The sequence below is a fragment of the Streptomyces albospinus genome, from assembly GCF_014648695.1.
GTDB lineage: Bacteria > Actinomycetota > Actinomycetes > Streptomycetales > Streptomycetaceae > Streptomyces > Streptomyces albospinus.
In genome coordinates, this window is the sequence record NZ_BMRP01000015.1 from 86,118 (window position 1) to 103,551 (window position 17,434).

17 protein-coding genes are annotated in these 17,434 nt (G+C 71.7%); 4 read left to right on the forward strand and 13 right to left on the reverse strand.

The window, feature by feature from the left end:
- Positions 1 to 37 precede the first annotated feature (37 nt).
- The 5 genes from IEZ17_RS21265 to IEZ17_RS21285 all read right to left on the reverse strand — a co-directional run bounded on the left by IEZ17_RS21265 (position 38) and on the right by IEZ17_RS21285 (position 4,112).
- Complete coding sequence (locus tag IEZ17_RS21265; protein WP_189302489.1) at positions 38 to 1,243, reverse strand: acyltransferase family protein; 1,206 nt, start codon at positions 1,241 to 1,243, stop codon at positions 38 to 40.
- 28 nt (positions 1,244 to 1,271) lie between these two features.
- Positions 1,272 to 1,946: a TetR/AcrR family transcriptional regulator gene (locus IEZ17_RS21270; protein WP_189302491.1), complete on the reverse strand. Its 675-nt coding sequence runs from the start codon at positions 1,944 to 1,946 to the stop codon at positions 1,272 to 1,274.
- 216 nt (positions 1,947 to 2,162) lie between these two features.
- Positions 2,163 to 2,756: a restriction endonuclease gene (locus IEZ17_RS21275; protein WP_308427682.1), complete on the reverse strand. Its 594-nt coding sequence runs from the start codon at positions 2,754 to 2,756 to the stop codon at positions 2,163 to 2,165.
- A gap of 298 nt (positions 2,757 to 3,054) precedes the next feature.
- A complete protein-coding gene (locus tag IEZ17_RS21280) occupies positions 3,055 to 3,264 on the reverse strand; it encodes a hypothetical protein (RefSeq protein ID WP_189302495.1) in 210 nt (69 codons plus the stop codon).
- A gap of 356 nt (positions 3,265 to 3,620) precedes the next feature.
- A complete protein-coding gene (locus IEZ17_RS21285) occupies positions 3,621 to 4,112 on the reverse strand; it encodes a hypothetical protein (RefSeq protein ID WP_229852470.1) in 492 nt (163 codons plus the stop codon).
- Positions 4,113 to 4,264: 152 nt separating this feature from the next.
- Between IEZ17_RS21285 and IEZ17_RS21290 the strand changes: the two genes are divergently transcribed.
- Positions 4,265 to 5,017 (forward strand): DUF4118 domain-containing protein, encoded by a 753-nt coding sequence (locus IEZ17_RS21290; RefSeq protein ID WP_189302497.1) that lies wholly within the window; start codon positions 4,265 to 4,267, stop codon positions 5,015 to 5,017.
- 87 nt (positions 5,018 to 5,104) lie between these two features.
- Here IEZ17_RS21290 and IEZ17_RS21295 read toward each other — a convergent pair whose 3' ends face one another.
- From IEZ17_RS21295 to IEZ17_RS21305, 3 genes are all read right to left on the reverse strand, one after another.
- Positions 5,105 to 6,706, reverse strand: coding sequence for an NRAMP family divalent metal transporter (locus tag IEZ17_RS21295; RefSeq protein ID WP_189302499.1), 1,602 nt, complete (start codon positions 6,704 to 6,706; stop codon positions 5,105 to 5,107).
- A 359-nt stretch (positions 6,707 to 7,065) separates the two neighbouring features.
- Entirely contained in the window at positions 7,066 to 8,349 is a 1,284-nt protein-coding gene (locus IEZ17_RS21300; protein WP_229852471.1) for a magnesium transporter MgtE N-terminal domain-containing protein, read from the reverse strand.
- A gap of 262 nt (positions 8,350 to 8,611) precedes the next feature.
- The gene (locus tag IEZ17_RS21305; protein WP_189302502.1) at positions 8,612 to 9,955 is read right to left on the reverse strand and encodes an erythromycin esterase family protein; all 1,344 of its coding nucleotides are present in this window, start codon (positions 9,953 to 9,955) and stop codon (positions 8,612 to 8,614) included.
- A gap of 73 nt (positions 9,956 to 10,028) precedes the next feature.
- On the opposite strand from IEZ17_RS21305, the gene IEZ17_RS21310 reads away from it, so the two are divergent.
- The 3 genes from IEZ17_RS21310 (at position 10,029) to IEZ17_RS21320 (ending at position 13,687) form a co-directional block, all read left to right on the forward strand.
- Entirely contained in the window at positions 10,029 to 10,616 is a 588-nt protein-coding gene (locus IEZ17_RS21310; protein ID WP_189302504.1) for a helix-turn-helix domain-containing protein, read from the forward strand.
- Between the two features lie 41 nt (positions 10,617 to 10,657).
- Entirely contained in the window at positions 10,658 to 11,212 is a 555-nt protein-coding gene (locus IEZ17_RS21315; RefSeq protein WP_229852472.1) for a hypothetical protein, read from the forward strand.
- Between the two features lie 210 nt (positions 11,213 to 11,422).
- A complete protein-coding gene (locus IEZ17_RS21320) occupies positions 11,423 to 13,687 on the forward strand; it encodes a HelD family protein (protein ID WP_189302669.1) in 2,265 nt (754 codons plus the stop codon).
- 114 nt (positions 13,688 to 13,801) lie between these two features.
- Here IEZ17_RS21320 and IEZ17_RS21325 read toward each other — a convergent pair whose 3' ends face one another.
- The 5 genes from IEZ17_RS21325 to IEZ17_RS21345 all read right to left on the reverse strand — a co-directional run bounded on the left by IEZ17_RS21325 (position 13,802) and on the right by IEZ17_RS21345 (position 17,090).
- Entirely contained in the window at positions 13,802 to 15,088 is a 1,287-nt protein-coding gene (locus IEZ17_RS21325) for an ATP-binding protein (protein ID WP_189302506.1), read from the reverse strand.
- A 94-nt stretch (positions 15,089 to 15,182) separates the two neighbouring features.
- Positions 15,183 to 15,482 carry an SHOCT domain-containing protein gene (locus IEZ17_RS21330; RefSeq protein ID WP_189302508.1) on the reverse strand — a complete coding sequence of 100 codons (300 nt, stop codon included), beginning with the start codon at positions 15,480 to 15,482 and terminating at the stop codon, positions 15,183 to 15,185.
- Positions 15,483 to 15,714: 232 nt separating this feature from the next.
- Entirely contained in the window at positions 15,715 to 16,197 is a 483-nt protein-coding gene (locus IEZ17_RS21335; protein ID WP_189302510.1) for an Hsp20/alpha crystallin family protein, read from the reverse strand.
- Positions 16,198 to 16,299: 102 nt separating this feature from the next.
- Complete coding sequence (locus IEZ17_RS21340; protein ID WP_189302512.1) at positions 16,300 to 16,488, reverse strand: hypothetical protein; 189 nt, start codon at positions 16,486 to 16,488, stop codon at positions 16,300 to 16,302.
- Positions 16,489 to 16,616: 128 nt separating this feature from the next.
- Positions 16,617 to 17,090, reverse strand: coding sequence for an Hsp20/alpha crystallin family protein (locus IEZ17_RS21345; RefSeq protein WP_189302514.1), 474 nt, complete (start codon positions 17,088 to 17,090; stop codon positions 16,617 to 16,619).
- Between the last annotated feature and the right edge of the window lie 344 nt (positions 17,091 to 17,434).

Here is a 17,434-nt window from a genome sequence, read left to right on the forward strand (position 1 = left end):
CGCTCGGCTGGTGACGAGCACGGTCCGGGTGTCGGCCCTACAACACCCGATCGGCGCGCGGCAGGCGGCGAACCAGGTAGGCCACTGCCCAGCACGCCGGCAGTGCGAGGGCGGCGACGACGGCGAACTTGACGATTGCCGGGGCGTGCAGCCAGTGGAAGGCGTGCCCGAGCCCGACGAGCACCGGCGCGTGGAGGACATAGACCGCGAAGGCGTGACGGGAGAGGAACGCGGCGGTACGGCCCTGGCGGTGGAGGCGTTCGCGGAAGAGCACGGTCAGGCCCACGACGATGCCCACCGCGAACGTCGACTCCCACGCGGCGGCGACCAGTGACTGCCACGTCCCGTACCCGTTCGTCGTGCCCTCGTTCACCATGGCGGTGACGGGGACATAGACGAGGGTCGCGGCTGTCGCGGCGGCGAATCCCCCGTATCCCATGCGGCGGGAGAGGGACTGCGGCCAGCCGCGGCGGTAGGCGAGGACACCGACGGCGAAGAAACTCGCGTACTGCATCAGATAGCCGGGGGTCGGCAGTCCGAGGAACGGGACATAGCTGCCATTCGGCACGACGATGCGCCATGCGTAGGTGGCGAGGGCGAGGGCGGCGGTGAAGAGGACGACCGTACGGGGCCGCAGCGCGGTCGACGTGGACGTCGGCGCAGGCGTCGGCTGGTCGATGGGCTCGCCGGGCGTGACCGGGGAACGGCGGGAATGACGGCGGCGTACGAGGACGTGGATCAGGGCGAAGGCAAGGAGCACTTCGGCGAACCACAGCGGGCCCGGGTCCCAACTCGCAAGGTAGTAGAACCAGTACGGAAGGGCTTCACCGCGCGCGGCGAAGACGGACCGCAGATGGAGGTACCCGCCGAGGTCCGTGAGGGGGCGGATCAGCAGCAGGAAGGCGAGGAGTGGAATGCCGAGTCGCTTCAGACGGTCCCGGAGGAAGGGGCGCGGGCCCTTCCGGTCGTAGGACGCCGGTGTGAAGTATCCGGCGATCATGAAGAAGAAGCCCATGAAGAACGCCTGATTGAAGATGACGAAGACGTCCAGGAGCCGCCCGGAACCGTCCTTGGCGGGCTCGGTGTAGTACCAGACGGGGATGTTGCCGTAGGTGACGGCCGTGTGGTGCAGCACCACCAGAGCCGTCAGGGCGATGCGTAGGTTGTCGACGTAGTGCAGGCGTAAGCGCACAGGCCCCGCGCTGTCGGCGGGCGCCGTCGTGCGCCCGATGTCGTGTGTCATCGAATTTCCCCCGTTCGATGAGTGTTCTTCAGGATTTGCCCCGGCTGTCCGCTCGGGTGGCGTGCCAGAAGAGATCGGTGAGTTCACGGGCGTGCGCCGTCAGGTCGTGGTCGGGATGTGTGACCCAGTACGCGAACATGTCGTCGATACCGGCCTGAAGGCTGACGGCCATGACGCGGGTGTCGAACGCCCGCAGTTCGCCCCGCTGTTGGCCCTCGCGGAAGACCTCTTCCACGTGGGTGTAGATCCGCTCGCTGGAGGCGATGCCGTACCGAAGGTCGCCGTCATCGGTGCGGAAGTGGGTGAAGATCTCGCCGAGTGCGGCGAGTTGGGTCCGGTGGCCGGACATGTACTCGGCCACCGAACCGACATAGACGCGCAGCCAGGCGGCCGTTCCGGTCTGCCCCGCCAACCGGGACGCCACGAACGCGCCGAGCCCTTCGTAGACCTGCTCGACGGTCCGCTCGATCAACTCGCCCTTGCCGGCGAAGTGATACGAGATCACGCCCTTGCTGACCCCGGCCCGCTCGGCGATCTGAGCCATTGACGCCTTCGCGAACCCCCGTGCCGCGATGACGTCAATGGCAGCTTCGATGATCTGGGCCCGGCGCACCTTCTCGATGAGAGAGCGCTCCGAGTCCGGCGTCGCCTTCGCGCTCTCCCCCTTGCCGGACTGGCCACTTGGATCAATTTCTGACCGCATGGCCAGAAATTTAGCCGATCGGCCAGACGATGTCGAGCGGATATCCGACGAGGGAGGGACCTGGTCCCTGCGGCGCTGGTCTCGGCGGCGGTGCCGTGGGACACCCGGCTTCCTGGGCGCCGAAACGGCCCCGGCCGCCTGGCGGTTTGCCATCTCGCAGATCGCGGATACCGAGCTCTGGGCCGCCGGGCTCCGGCGCACCGCTGGTCGCGGTTCTCAGGAGTCGGTGCGTCGTGGCGGCGGGAGAGGGCTGAGCGTCTCCCACAGCGGACGTGAACCGGACGCCCACTCCCCCAGCGCATGGCGATCGACCACATGGATCTTCTGGTCCCTGGCCCAGGGCCATGCGGTTTTCGTGACGCGTCCGTTCGTGACCAGGACGACGACGTCCGCTCCGTGGATCTGCCGGGCCGTTCCGTTGAGGACCTGGAGGTCCGGGACGCCGACGGGCTTGCCGTTCAGGCCGTCCTTGCGGTGCTTGCACTGCACGACCCACCGCCGGCCCTGCGGGTCGGTGCCCAGCACATCGCACCCGTCGTCCCCGCGGCCGCCGGTCTTCTCGGCGGTGCAGCCGTCCCGGCGGAGCAGGTCGCGCACCGCGAACTCGAATGCGTCCCAGTGCAAGGCGTCGATCTGCTGGAGGCTGAAGCGCAGGGCCGCGGCCTTCACCCGCTCCCAGGCGGCTCGTTGCTGCCGCTGACGGAGCCAGAGCCCTCCGCCCACGCCGGCCGCGACGCCGAGGATCACGAGGAGCCACCAGTGGACGAGCAGCCACTGGACCAGGGCGGCAACGGCACCGACGGTGACCACAACACCGCCGAGCCATACGCCACTTGTGGTGGGCGGTTTCCTCCGCGGCCGTCGCGACGGCCGACGAGCGGGACGCCGCAGTTGCGAGACCGGCCGTCGCGCGGGCCTTCGGGCAGGGCGCCGGCGCTGCGTCACCGGACGCCGTGCGGGCCCGCGGGCGGTACGCCGGCGCTGCGTCATCGGCCACCCCCGGCCACCGGCCCGGAGATGCCGACGGCCGGCCGCCGCGGCGGGTGGGCGGGCATGCCCCTCACGTACTGCTCCCTCCCCTGGATTCCCCTTGGACGCCGTGCGGCGTTCAGTGGCCGGACTGCGCTACGCCGTGCACGAGTTGGGTCAGGAACTGCATGATCCCCTGCCCCACCGGCGTCGGTGCGAGGAGGACGCCCAGCACCAGCACGGTGACCACGGTCACCTTCTCGTCGAACCGGCTTCTGGCTTCCGTGCGGCGTCGCAACCGCAAGATGACGATCACTATGAGCAGCACCACGATGTTGATCGTCAGCAATCGCCCGAACCTCCTGATGGACCGCCGCTGTCCCGCCACGACCGGGACGCCCCTGTCAGCCCTCCTGTGTAGTCCGAACCGGAGCGCGTGGTGACGCACTTGCAAATGGTTGGCGCAAATCGCTCTCTGGCCGGATTCCGTAGAGACATGCGCACGACACCAGGCAGGGCGGCGGCCATGCGGATTCAGGCGTTCGCCGCGGGTGCCTCTCCGGGATCACCATGCACAGTGGTGAACATCTGCCACCGGCGTCGCGGTCAACGCCGTTGCCGTGGTGGTGCGTTCAACGCCACGCCGCCGGAGCCGCTGATCCAGGTGAGCTGGTCCGCACCGCACGCCCGTAGCCGGGGCAGGCGTCACTGCCGTTGGTACGCGGCGTCGACGAGGAGGCGGACGGCGGCAGGGGGGAGATCCAGGTGATGGGAGATCCAGGGTGCGTCATGGCCGTGGTTGACCAGGATCCATGCCGTGTAGAGCCGGTTCAGGTCGGGGGCGTCGGGGGCCGGCAGCAGGGGGCGGATCTCTTCCATGGGGAAGCCTTCGAGGGCGTCCGCGCCGAACCATCCGTCGGGCCCCGCCTCCGGGAGCACGGGGTGGTGGACCTCCCTGGCCGGTGTGTGCCGGCTGCGCCATACGGCGGCGAAGAGGACCAGGGCCGCCAGCGCGCCGCCGAGGAGCCCGGCGCTGATGACCGGACGCAGGTCGGGCGGGGCGAGGCGCAGCACCGCCACCTCCGCGGCGCCCACGGCGATGACCATCAGCGTCGCGGCGATCTCGGGGCTCCAGCGGCGCGGTGCGGTACCTCTGCCCGGTACGCCGCGGCCCCGTACAGTCCGCATCGGAGACATGGGGACCTCCCTCCCCTCCATGGTGGACCGGCGGCGGCGAGGAGGCAGATTCTCGTCACCGGAGGACACCGGAACCGAAGCGCATCCCCCCTGCGTAACATTTGGAATATTTCGGGCGCATACCGTGGTAAGCAGAGGTGGGAGGTGCCCGAGTGACCGATTTTCCCCTTCGTGACCGCATCGCGGTGGGTGCTGCCGTGGTCGTTCCCCTGCTGATCGCGGGGGTGCTGGTGCCGTTCCGCGGCAGCTTGTCGAGCACCAGCATGGCGTTGATCTTCGTCGTGGCCGTGGTGGCGATCGCGGCCAACGGGAGCCGGGTGGCGGGTGCGGTGTCCGCACTGTCCGCGGCTGCATGGTTCGACTTCTTCCTCACCCCGCCGTACGAGAGCTTCAGCATCAGCCGCGCCGAGGACGTCTCGACCGCGATCCTGCTGATGCTGGTGGGGCTGGCGGTCTCGCAGCTGGCCGCCCGGGCCCGGCGGCTCCAGGTGGTCGTGGTCACCGACGCCGCGCAGCTGCGCCGGATCCACGAGACCACCGAAGTGGCGCAGGCGGCACCGTCGGCAGAGGCGGTGGTCGACCACGTCAAGCAGGAGCTGATCGAGCTGCTGGAGCTGCGGGCGTGCCGCTTCGAGTACGGGACGCTGCTGGGACACCCGCCGCGGCTGGAACAGGACGGCAGCGTGACCGCCGGCCGCAGGCGCTGGAACGTCGACGAGCACGGCTGGCCGCCGGAGGAGATCGAGCTGCGGGCGATCGGCAACGGCCGCTATCAGGGCAGGTTCATGCTCCGGCCCTCCCCCGATGCCCGGCCGTCACTCCAGGCCCGGCTCGTCGCGGTCACCCTCGCCGACCAGGCCGGCGCCGCGCTGGACACGGCCGGCCGCGGCACCCCCGAGCGGTGACGTGCGGGGCACTCGGGTGCGGCCTCGGGCCGCGTCCCTGGCTTGCGGCGCGCCCCCGCAACCGGTCGTGCCGCCTCGTCGGGCGGCTCACCCGACTCCCCCGAGCTGTACGGCCTTGACCAGCAGGAGCAGCGCGGCGATCAGCAGATAGCCGCGGAGCAGGCCCATGCCGAGCTTCAGTGCGGGCGACCAGACGACCGGTTCGAGGAGGGCGAGCGGCGGCATGCGCCAGCTCTCCCGTTCGGCGCGGGGGACCCGGTCGGCATCTGTTGCGGCGGGGGCGCGGCGCCCGCGGACGCCGCGCAGCCAGACGCCGGCGGCAAGGAGCCCGGCTGCCAGGACGACGCTGAGCCACAGGGCGACCCGGGCGGTGTCCAGGGACGGGAAGAGCGTGGTGGCGACCAGGATCCCGGAGAGCATGAGCAGCACCGCGATGATCACGGAAGCGAGGATGTTGAGCCAGCGCGGATTGGTCCACGGGCCCAGCACCGCCCGGTCGTTGCACAACAGCAGCAGGAAGACGCTGGCGGACGGCAGCAGCAGTCCGGCCAGCGCCTGGACTCCCGTGGTGATCAGGCCCAGCGGAGCGCCGGGGATCAGCACCACGGCGGCGGCGACCAGGACCATGCCGGTGTAGCTGGTGTAGAACGCCTTGGCCTCGCCGAAGCTCCGGTGCAGGGAGTGGCGCAGGTTGAACACGTCACCGAAGGCGTAGCTGGTGGCCAGGGTGACCGCGGCGGCTCCGATGATCGAGGCGTCGAGCAGGACGATGGCGAACAGCGCCCCCAGGACGCGGCTGTGGTCGGCGAGCGCGGTGGCGATGCCGAGTGCGTCCGTGAAGTGGCCGGCCGCGCCGGTGCCGCGGACCGCGTAGTCGGCAACGATGACGATCGCGACCGCGCCGCCGGCCACGACCAGGGAGCCCAGCACGGTGTCCGCCCGCTCGTGGCCGATGAAGCGCGGGGTGATCCGCTTGTCGATGATGTTGGACTGCTGGAAGAACAGCTGCCAGGGGGCGACCGTGGTGCCCACGATCGCGATGATCAGCAGCACCGCGTTCGACGAGACGCCGCCCTGCACGCTGGGCACGAACAGGTGGTACGCGGCGGATCCGTAGCGCGGATGGGACAGCAGGGCCAGCGGCACCAGCAGCAGGCCGGCGGCGATGAACGCGAGCATCGCCCGCTCCCAGCGGCGGAAGCTCCCGCCGGCGGTGATCGCCACCAGCAGGAGGGCGGCGACCGGTACGGCGATGTACTTGCTGATCCCGAAGTAGCTCAGGGCGAGCGAGACGCCGATGAACTCGGTGACGATGGTCAGGAAGTTGAGCACGAACAGATCCGCGACGCTGAACCAGCCCCAGAATCTGCCGAACCGCTCCAGGATCAGTCGGGCGTGCCCGACTCCGGTGACGGCGCCGAGCCGTACCACCATCTCCTGGTTGACGATCAGCACCGGAACGAGCAGCAGCAGCACCCACAGCAGGCTGTAGCCGTGGTTCTGGCCGGCCTGGGCGTAGGTGGAGACGCCCCCCGCGTCGTTGTCGCCGACCATGACGACCAGACCGGGGCCGACGATCGCCAGGAAGGTGAGCAGACGGCGCTTGAGGCTGCGGCCGGAGTCCGCCTCGTCGAGCCGGACCCGGCCCAGGGCGCCCTCGATGGCCTCCTCGTGAACCGCGTCCGGCACGGCCGCGGGTCGGGGTCGCGACCCGCGGGGGCGTCCGGTCCGGGGCGGTCGGGCCGCGCCGTTGCCCGCACGGGCCGGTCGGCCGGGACGTGCGGCGGAGTCGGGGGCGGACGGGGGGCTCGGCGGCCGGTGGCGGGCCGGTGAGGTTTCCGGGGGGCCGGCGGGCTCGGCCGGCGGCCCCGCTCCGCGGCCGGGCGGCGGGGTCCCGGGCCTCTGCGGCTGCTGCTGCGGCGGGGGTGCCGACGCCGGTGGCTGCGGCTGCTGCGGCGGGGAAGCCGGTGCGGGCGCCCGCGGCTGCTCCGGCCGCGGGGGCTGCTCGGGCGTCCGCGGCGGCCGGTCGGGCGGCCGGCGCTCGTCGCTCACGGCGACGGTTCCTGGTGTCGGGGCGCGCTCGCGGCCCGGTGTGCGTCGGGCGGCGGGGCGACCTCGCGGCGCCGCCAGTCCTCCGGCAGCATCGCTTCCAGGACGTCGTCGACGGTGATGACCCCCAGCAGCACGCCGTCCTCGTCCACGACGGGCAGGGTGATCAGGTTGTAGTCCGTCATCAGCAGGGCGACATCCACCAGGTCGGTGTCGGGTCCCACGCGTACCGGATCCGGTTCGCTCACCTCCGCCAGCCTGGCCTCCGGCTCGGCCTGGAGAAGCGCCACCAGCCGGGCGGAAGCGGTCAGCCGCCCCTCCATGTCCGTCGTGTACGCGCTCGTCAGGGCCTCGGGTTGCAGCCTGCGGGAGTCCCGTACGGCCGCCAGGACCTCGGCGACGCGGGTGGTGCCCGGCAGCGCCAGGAAGTCCATGCCCATCAGCCCGCCCGCGCTGTCGGCGTTGAAGCCCATCAGCGTCAGCACCTTGGCGCGCTGCCCGGCCGGCATCAGCTCCAGCACCAGGCGGCGGCGGCCCTGCGGCAGGTCGCCGATCGCATCGGCCGCGTCATCGGCGCGCATCCGGCCGAGCACCGCGGCGATCTCCTCGTCGGTACGGGCACCGAGGAGCCGGGTGGCCAGGTCCTCCTCCAGCTCCTCGAAGACGTCGGCTTCCAGTTCCGGGTCCTGGTGGACGTGCCCGAGGATCTCGCTCTCCTCGTCCTTCGACGCCTCTTCGAGCAGGTCGGCGATCTCTGCCGGCCGCAGCCCCCGGATCCGGACCGTCGGGCGCCGTACCAGCGCGCTGCGGCGATGCCCGATCAGCGGCTCGAAGCTCTTCCAGTCCCGGCACCGGTGCTCGTGCGCATGCTCCCCGAAGACCCAGAGGAGCCGGCGCGGCCGATGGGTGTCGACGCAGAACAGCAGCCACTGCCCGTTGCGGTACGCCAGTTCCACGTCAGAGGCCCGCACCAGCCGGGCCTCTGCCACGTCGATCAGCCGGTGACCGAGCACATCGGCGCGGAGCAGCACCTCCCCCTCGCGCCGTACGAACGGCCGCAGATCCACCTTGGCGCTCTCCAGCCGGACGAGTCCGCCCCCGTCGAAGGAGTCCACCTGCTCGACGGGAACGAACAGCTCGCGCCCTCCGACACCGGCCACCAACCCCGTCACGACCGGGTAGTCCGCCCCGCGCAGCCGCACGATCACATCGGCCAGCCGCCCCAGCACCCGGCCGCCCCGGTCCGCCATCGGCCGCTTGACCAGCGCGGACAGGTACAGCACCGGCGTCCGCTCCTCGCGTGCCGGGGGTCTCGACGAAGACGGACTGACGGCCATCGCTCTGCCCTACCGAGGTGTACGGGATCGGTCGTGTCGGCACCGCCGCGGTTGCCCGCGGCTAGAAGACCTCTGCCCTTTTTCGCGTCATCTGCCGCATCTCCTGAGAAATGCCACATGAACAACGTATCCCCCGGTGGACGTCTCCCGAGGCCGGCGGGGCTCAGGTCCTGGCCTGGGTCACGGAGTCGGCTTCACGGTGTCGGCTTCACGCCATCGACATCCAGCGGGCGAACGGCTCCTGTACGTCCTGGGGCGCTGCGGACAGGGCGGCGGGGTCCGGTTCGGCAGCGGTGACCTGGGGGAGGTGGACGACGATGTCGAACGATTCGAGCGGGCTCTGGTCGGCGTAGTACGTGCCGTAGCGCTGCTCCGAGACGGTCCGCAGGGCGGTCGTGTCGGCTGCGGACAGGCGCCGCAGGTCGGCGGCGAAGGGGCCGCTGTGGGTGGCGTTCATGATCCCGTCGAGGCTCGCGGGCCGGGGCGCCTCTTCCAGTTCCGCGAAAAGTGTGCCGGTGTAGAACTCGGGCGCCGTGTTGAGGGTCTGCCCGGTTCCCGTCGTCGTGCCGATGACCAGGTAGTCCGAGCCCAGCCGGTCGGCCAGGTGCGCACCGGCCATCGGCATGACGGGCATACCGGGCATGGCGTGCGGTGCGCGTTGCAGATGCCCGTTGTGGGCGGCGAGGACGATCCGGTCCTCGCGCTCCAGCACCCACCCGACGGTGTCCGCGAGCCTCGCGTCGCGGATGAGGGACATCGCGTCCCGGCTTCCGCGGGCCATCTCGCGGTGCATCGCATCAAGGGTGACCGTGACGCGCAGCGAGTGGAGTGCCCGCGCATAGGCCTCGGCGGTGGTGCGCCGTACGCAGGTCAGGCGCCGGCTCGTCAGGTGCGCCACGAGGTCGGCGAGGCCGGCCGTCAGCGCGTTCCGGCGCTCCGGCGCGAGGTCCCCGTAGGCGGCGATGGCCGCGGGCGCGGCGAACGCGGAGGGCGCCGCGAAGGCGGCGGCGGTCTCCCGCAGGGCCGGGTCGACCGGGAACTCGGGGTCGGCCAGCGCGAGGTAGGCGATCACGGCGTCGAGGCCGGGCAGCAGGGACACCATCGAGCCGGGCATGTCGATCCCGTGGAAGCCGACCGGGCGCGCGGCCGAGCGGTTGTGCCGCCGCATCCACTCCAGGTGGGCGCGCATCGGTTCCCAGGCCCCCATCAGCGACGTCATGCCGTTCGCCATCACATGGCCGAGCCGGTCGGCGGTGTCGTCCCCGTCGCCGCGGACCCAGCTGTCGACCAGCGCCCCTTCGACGAATCCGGATTCCATCGCGTAGGCGCTGAACCCGTGCCGTTCGACCAGGTAGCGCAGCAGCCGGTGACGGAGCTGGAAGAACTCCCGGTTGTAGTGCGCGCTCTCGCCGATCGCCACCACGCGGGCGTCGCCGATCGCCTGGTCCAGCCATTCCAGATCGTCCAGCGGCGCCGCCGGGTCCAGCGTGCGGAGCGGTATCACCGCCTCGTCGCTCAACCGGGCGGATGCCATGGAGGTGTTGGTGGTCACGTCAAGCCTCTCTCGAACCGGGCATGTGCAGTCCCAAGTTTGGGAACAGTACCAAATGTGGGATCGTCGACGGGTGGACACGCTTGATCTGCTTCTGCACCCGGTACGGCTGCGCATCGTGCACGCCCTGTCCGGCGGGCACGCCCGCACCACCTCCGACCTGTGCGCCCGGCTGACCGACGTCCCCAGAACCTCCGTGTACCGGCACGTCGGACTGCTGGCCGAAGGGGGCGTACTGGAGGTCGCCGACGAGCAGCGGGTACACGGCGCCGTGGAGCGCCGCTACCGGCTGCGCAGGGAACGGGCCGTGATCGACGCGGACGCGGCGGCCTCGATGTCCCTGGACGACCACCGCCGGGGATTCACCGCCGCCATGGCCGTGCTGCTCGCCGAATTCAACTCCTACCTCGGCAGAGAAGGAGCCGACCCCACCGCCGACTCCGTCGGATACCGCCAGGGCACCCTCTGGCTCAGCCCGGACGAACTCATCGAACTGATCGGCGAACTGCGTAGCGCCTTCGCGGCGAGGTCGGCCAACACCCCCGCGCCGGGCCGCAGTCCGCACCTGATGAGCGCGATCTTCTTCCCGGGCGATGCGGGGCCGGGAGCCCCTGCCGGTTCCCCGACCGCGGAATCGGCCCCGGAGTCCCCGGAGGATTAGCGCACGGTCGCCGTACCGGCCGGGGCATCGGCAAGCGCCTCATGGACGCCGCACTCGCCCACGCCGACGGGCGCGCCGGCATCTTCTCCTCCAGCGTGCACCCGGGCGCCACCCGGCGGTACCGGCTCGCCGGCTTCTCGCTCCACCCGCAGATGCGGATGGTGGGCACCGTCGACCGGTCCACGCTCCCCGCGGTCGGCGGCCTCCGGGAGGGCCGGGCCGACGACGTCGCGTGGATGGACGCGTTGGACCGGCGGCTGCGCCTCGCGGGCCACGGGCCCGACCACGGGTATCTGCTCGACAGGCTGCGGCTGGTGGCGTCCCGGGATCGGACCAGGCCGGGGTACGCCTACATCGACGGCCGCGGACGGGCGTCACTGCCGGCCGCCGCGCATCCGCAGACCGCGCAGCGGCTGCTGCGGGAAGCGCCCGCCGCGTCGCGCGGCAGGACTCTGGTCAACTGCATCACCACGCCCAACGAGTGGGCGATCGACGTCGGACCGGCCGCCCGTCTCGACATCGGGCAGGAGGGCTGTCTCGCGGTACGCGGCCGGGCCGTCCCCGCCAACTACCTTGCCAGCGGGCACTTTCCCTGAAGCGGAGCCCCCGCTCGACAACTCCGGCCCGCTCCCGTCGGAGCAACAGAAAAACCCCGACTGCAATGCACAGTCAGGGTTTGACAAGTGAGGCTTTACTCTGCGTATATTGAGCGTTTTCATGCCGCAAAAAAGTACGCATCAAAGAGTCTGACACCAAATTACTAATGCAGAGAATAATCGAGCGGAGCTGAATTGTCAAACGAGGAACTGCGGAAGGAGCAGGAATTCGTGGACCTGCTCCACGAACGCCTCGACGCCCTGCGGTCCGGGGCACGGACGGCCGTGGCCGAGGCCCTGCCGCAGGCCGGCGGAACCTTCCAGGCGCGTCTGGAGCGCGATGTGATGGTCGCCGAACAGGCCGAACTGCTGGCGGGTTTCGAGGCCGGCGAACACGGGCTGTGCTTCGGGCGGCTGGCATTCCGGGACGGCCGCGACCACCACATCGGCCGGATCGGCATCCGGCAGGACGACGCCGACCGCACCCCGCTGGTCATCGACTGGCGGGCCGATGTCGCCCGGCCGTTCTACCTCGCCACCGGGCACACCCCCATGGGCCTGCGGCGCAGGCGCCACCTGACCACACAAGGCCGGCGGGTGACCGCACTGCACGACGAGATCCTGGACCTCGCCGACGCCCAACGCACCGGCCACGAAGGCGCGGACGCGGACGCCATCCTGCTGGCGTCGCTGGATGCGGCACGCACCGGCCGGATGCACGACATCGTGCAGACCATCCAGGCCGACCAGGACCGCATCATCCGTGCCCCGCACCACGGCGTCCTCGTCGTGGAGGGCGGTCCGGGCACCGGCAAGACCGTCGTGGCACTGCACCGGGCCGCGTATCTGCTGTACGCGCACCGCGAGCAACTCGCCCGCCGCGCCGTGCTGATCGTCGGGCCCAACCCGGCGTTCCTCGGCTATATCGGCCAGGTGCTGCCCTCGCTCGGCGAAACGGGCGTGCTGCTCGCGACGCCCGGCGAGCTGTTCCCGGGCGTGACCGCGACCGGCACCGACACCCCCCGCGCCGCCGAGGTCAAGGGCGGCGCGGCGATGGCGGACGCCCTGGCGCGCTTCGTCGCCGACCGGCAGACGCTGCCCGAGCCCGCCCGCGTCATCGACCACGAGGACGGCGAACTGTACCTCGACGCGGCGATCGCCGACGAGGCCCGGCAGCGGGCGCGGGCGACCCTGCTGCCGCACAACCTCGCGCGCCCGCACTTCGCGTTCCATGTGATCGACGCGCTCACCGCACAGCTCACCGAACGGATCGGCGCCGACCCCTACGGCGGCCCGAACCTCCTGGGCCCGGACGACATCGCCCACCTCGGCAAGGCCATCGCCACCAGTGACGACGTCCACCGCGCCATCGAGGAGCTGTGGCCGGCCCTCACCCCGCAGCAGTTGGTCGCCGACTTCCTCGCCGAGCCCGTACACCTCCCCGACGCCGACGCGGACGCGATCCGGCGTACCGGCGGTGCGTGGACCCCGGCGGACGTGCCGCTGCTGGACGAGGCGGCCGAACTCCTCGGCGCGGACGACTCGGCAGCACGGGCCATGGCCGAGGCCGAGCGCCAGGAGCTGATCGCGTATGCGCAGGGCGTATTGGACCTGTCGTACGGGTCGCGCACCCAGGAGTTCGAGGACCGGGACGACGAGGATTCCGAGGTGCTGGGCGCGCACGACCTGATCGACGCGGACCGGCTCGCCGAGCGGCAGGAGGAGGCCGACCACCGCAGTGCCGCGGAACGCGCCGCCGCCGACCGCACCTGGGCCTTCGGCCACATCATCGTCGACGAGGCGCAGGAGCTGTCCGCCATGATGTGGCGGCTGCTGATGCGCCGTTGCCCGACCCGTTCGATGACGCTGGTGGGCGACCCCGCGCAGACGTCGGAGCCGGGCGGCTGCGGTGCCTGGGCGACCATCCTCGCGCCCTACGTCGACGACCGCTGGGAGCACGTCGGACTCACCGTCAACTACCGTACGCCGACCGAGATCATGGAGGTCGCGGCACGGGTCCCGCGGGCCGCGGACGCGTCGTTCATACCGCCGCGGTCCATCCGCGCCACCGGCGTCCGCCCGTGGGCGCAGCGCACGCAGGACCTGCCGCGGGCGGTCGCCGAGGCGGTGGCCCGCGAGACCGGGCACGGCGCCGGGCAGGGGCGGCTCGCCGTGATCGCCCCGCGGGAGCGGTGTCCGGCGCTGGCCGCCGCCCTGCCGGCGGCGTCCGGCGGCCCCGCCCCGGACCTGACCGGCCCGGTGGTGGTCCTCGAACCGCGGCAGGCGAAGGGGCTGGAGTTCGACACCGTGCTGGTGGTGGAGCCGGGCGAGTTCGGGGCGAGCGATCTGTACGTGGCTCTCACCCGGGCGACGCAGCGGCTGGGCGTGCTGCACACGGGGACGCTGCCGCCGAGCCTGGCCGGGCCGGCGGAGCCGGACGGTGCGGCCAGCTCGCCTGCCGGGGCTGCGGGATGAGCAGGGGCTGACGCGGTGACGCGGCGCGGGCTGCCGCTGTACGAGGGTGGAGCGGCAGCCCGCGCCGGGCACCCGTCAGCCGCGATGGGGGGTGGTCACCGCGGCGTCCGGGCCTCAGACGCGGGCCGCGGCCCTGAGGTCGTGGTCGAAGGCGCGGATGTCGTCCTCGGTCAGGGAGGTACGGGTGTGCGCGATGGCCTGGAGATAGTCGCCGGTCAACTGCACGGGGTCCGCGGCCTCTTGCGGACCGGATGCCAGGTGCCGTTCGAAGGCGCTCTGCGCGGCGGTGCGGGCCGCGTACTCGATGTCGGCGGGGGTGAAGCGGTCGCTGGCCTCGACGAGCGCTTCGAGTTCGATCCCGGCCACCCGGTCCGGTCCGATGTAGCGCGTCCAGATGGCCCGTCGGGCGTCGGCGTCCGGCGGGCCCACCGGGATGAGGTAGTCGAAGCGTCCCGGCCGCAGAAAAGCCGGGTCGAGCGACCGGACCGCGTTGGTCGCGCAGATCAGCAGCCGGTGGTCGCCGCGCCGGAACTGCGGGATGAGCTTGAGGAGTTCATTGGTCACCCGGTGCGCCAGGGTCGTCGGATCGTGCCGCTCCGAGGCGATCTCCTCCGCCTCGTCGAAGAACAGCACCACCCGGTCCAGATGCTCGACGCGCGCGAACAGCCGCCGCAGCGCCGCCGCCACGCCGTGTGCCTCGTCGGCGAGTTGGTACGGGAACACCTCGATGAACGGCCAGCGCAGCCGGGAGGCGACCCCCCGCGCGAAGGTGGTCTTGCCGGTGCCCGGCGGCCCGAAGAGCACCACGGCACGGGGCGGCACGAGCTGATAGTGCTCCGCGACCTCGGGGTTCTCCAGCGGCAGCACCAGCCGGCGCTCGATCAGCGTCTTCTCCGAGGTCATCCCGGCGATGCCCTCCCACAGCCCGCTGTCCGGCACCGTACCGCCGAGCTGGTCGAGCATGGTGGCCTCGGCGGAATCCGCGGTCAGCGGCTTCTCGAAGTAGCGCAGACCCGGCCGGCTCGCGTAACCGGAGTTCCTGAACGCCCGCTCCCCCACCTCCCCCTCCGGCAGCAGCGCCCCGATACGGCGCACGCCGGTCCGTACCAGACGGCCCTCCAGGGCGGCCAGCAACGCCGAGCCGATGCCGTGCCCACGCCATGGGCGGCCGATGGCCAGCAGCAGCACCCAGGCGTGCTCCTGCGCCACGACGGACACCACGGCGCCGACGACCTGGTCCCCCACCACGGCCACGATGGCGGGCGCATCGGTGTGCAGTGCGCTCACCGCCTCCGCCAGGCACACCGCCGGTTCGGCCTCCGTGTCGCGCGACTCCTCCCAGATGCGCACCACTTGGTCGAGGTCGCTCTCCTCCAGGTCGCGTACCCGCCATGGAGTCATCGGTGCCGCCTTCCCGGGCCGCTGGTGCGCCGGTCGGGCCCCGGACGGGCCGGCGGTAGCGGCCCGCCGGGTGCCCGCCGGAACCCGTACGGAGTCACGGTGGCGCCGGCCCTTGCTTCGAGGCGCGCAGCATGGCCAGGCGCCGCTGGTACTCCTCGTCCTCGATCTCGCCTCGGGCGTAGCGCTCGGCGAGGATCTGCTCCGCCGTGGGGCCGGCGGTCGGCTGCGGACCCATGTGCCAGCCGGGCGGCTCGCCGCCGTGCCTTCCCGGGCGGGCGAGGGCGCGGAAGACCAGGATGCCGACCGTGACGACCAGCGCCCAGAAAAGGATCAAGCCGACAGAGGCGGCGATCCAGCCCAAGCCGCCTCCACCGTGGTGGTGCCAGTACAGCATCGAACGTCACTTCCCAGCTCAGGAAGGGAGGCCGCCCCTCGCGGGGGCCTCACTGCGATTCTCGCTCGCCGCCGGTTTCGGCGGGAGGTCCGGACGGCCCTACCTGTCCGCCCCGTCCGGACCTGGCGCCGCCGTGCCGGCGGGCCGACGATGACAGATACGCGGACGGTCCTCCGCGACCGGGGCGGGCGTCATAGGGCGCTCGCCCCGGTACGAGCGGCACCGCCCGGTGTCAGGTGGTGATGTCGATGTGCCGCGGTGTCGCGGCCTGGGCCTTGGGGATGGTCACCGTCAGCACACCGTCGTTCAGGTTCGCCGTGACGTCATCGGTCCGCACATCGACCGGGAGCGTCGAGCGGTGCTCGAACCGGCCGGTCCGGCGAGTGCTCCGGCGCAGCACACCCTGGCGCCCGCACGCCTTGTACTCGCCGCTGATGCGCAGTTCCCGGTTGGTGATCTCGACGTCGATGCCGTCCCGCTCCACCCCGGGCAGTTCGGCCTCGATGACATAGGCGTCATCGGTTTCGTGCATGTCCGCGAGCGGCGCCCAGTGGGTCCGTTCGCTCAGTGCGGGGATACCGCCCGCGGTCTCCAGCAGATGGCTCATCCGCTCGTACAGGTCGTCGAACTCCGAGGCGATGGGCTCGCCCCATTGCAGGGATGGCAGGGCGCGCTCCAGCAGGCTGCCGGGCCGGCGTCGCACGGGCATGTTCATCGCGGTCACCTCCGCGAAACGGCTGCATGGGTACGGTTCCATGCTGCGCGCCCCGGCCCCGCCCGGCGACCGGGGCCCGAACTCCCCTCGGCGGACGCGGTGTCAGCCGAAGAGCCGGCGCACCCGGATGGTGTGGACGGGCCGCTTCGCACCGTGGTGCAGGGGCAGCCGCGCCCCCGGGCAGCCGCCGTCCCCCTGGGCCGTGTCCGCGCACTGCTCGTGCGCGGCCGGCGTCCGTGGGTGCTGCCGCCGCGCCGGCTTCTTCCGTCGCGCCGTCTTCTTGCGTCCCATCGGGTTCCGTCCCCTCGTGCCCCTGTGTGAGCTCGTGCTCCCGTATCCCGTGGGTACGGAACACGGGTCGGCGGGCGGCGGCGGTACGGCGGGATCCGGGGCGCACCCGCCGTTCGCCGCCGGGTGGTTCAGCCCTGTATCTCGATGTGCCGCGGCTTGGCGGGCTGCGCCTTCGGGATCGTGACGGTGAGGACGCCGTCGGTGAGCGACGCGGTGACGTCTTCGGACTTCACGTCCACCGGCAGCAGCGCCCGGTACTCGAACTTGCCGGTGGGGCGGCCACGGCGCCGCGGTACGCCTTCCCGTTCCTGCTCCTTCAGCTCTCCGGAGATGGAGACCTCGTGCTCGCCGACCGTGACGTCGACGTCCTTGCGCTGTATGCCGGGCAGTTCGCATTCGACCAGGTACGCCCCGTCGGTCTCGTGCAGGTCGGCCGGCGGGGCCCAGGACATCGCCTCGGTCAGGGACGGTGTGATGGAGGCCGACTGGAGGAACCGGCTCATCCGGTCAAACAGTTCCTCGAACTCGGCCGCCATCGGCTCGGGCCAGCGGAGCCCGTGCTCCAGCAGGCTCCCCGGCCGGTGCCGTATGGGCAGATTCATCGCGCTGCACCTCCTCGGACGGGCAGCAGAACGGTGCCGCCGTCTGCCGCTCCCTCCTTGTCGTGTCTTCCGTGTGGCCGTGCTGCTTCTTCCATGCTGGCGATCCTGGGCACGCCCGGCGACTCGGGCGGGGACCGGATCCGGGCGGGACCGCGATCGTCCTGACGGTGCGTCAGAAACGGGGCCGCGGTCCGGCACCGAGTCCCGTGGCGGTACGAGGCCGCAGCGCGGCGATCGGCCTCGGACGGGGTCACTCGCCGCGGCAGGCAGGTCACTTGGGGTGGCCCGGCGTCACCGGCCGTGGCTGCGGGTGACCCGGCGTAGCGGTGGCGGGCGGGCGCAGC

Coding starts and splice junctions, on each gene's coding strand:
- IEZ17_RS21265 (WP_189302489.1), bottom strand. CDS start 1,243: ATGACACACGACATCGGGCGCACGACGGCGCCCGCCGACAGCGCGGGG.
- IEZ17_RS21270 (WP_189302491.1), bottom strand. CDS start 1,946: ATGCGGTCAGAAATTGATCCAAGTGGCCAGTCCGGCAAGGGGGAGAGC.
- IEZ17_RS21285 (WP_229852470.1), bottom strand. CDS start 4,112: ATGTCTCCGATGCGGACTGTACGGGGCCGCGGCGTACCGGGCAGAGGT.
- IEZ17_RS21315 (WP_229852472.1), top strand. CDS start 10,658: ATGGACGCCGCACTCGCCCACGCCGACGGGCGCGCCGGCATCTTCTCC.
- IEZ17_RS21325 (WP_189302506.1), bottom strand. CDS start 15,088: ATGACTCCATGGCGGGTACGCGACCTGGAGGAGAGCGACCTCGACCAA.
- IEZ17_RS21330 (WP_189302508.1), bottom strand. CDS start 15,482: ATGCTGTACTGGCACCACCACGGTGGAGGCGGCTTGGGCTGGATCGCC.
- IEZ17_RS21335 (WP_189302510.1), bottom strand. CDS start 16,197: ATGAACATGCCCGTGCGACGCCGGCCCGGCAGCCTGCTGGAGCGCGCC.
- IEZ17_RS21340 (WP_189302512.1), bottom strand. CDS start 16,488: ATGGGACGCAAGAAGACGGCGCGACGGAAGAAGCCGGCGCGGCGGCAG.
- IEZ17_RS21345 (WP_189302514.1), bottom strand. CDS start 17,090: ATGAATCTGCCCATACGGCACCGGCCGGGGAGCCTGCTGGAGCACGGG.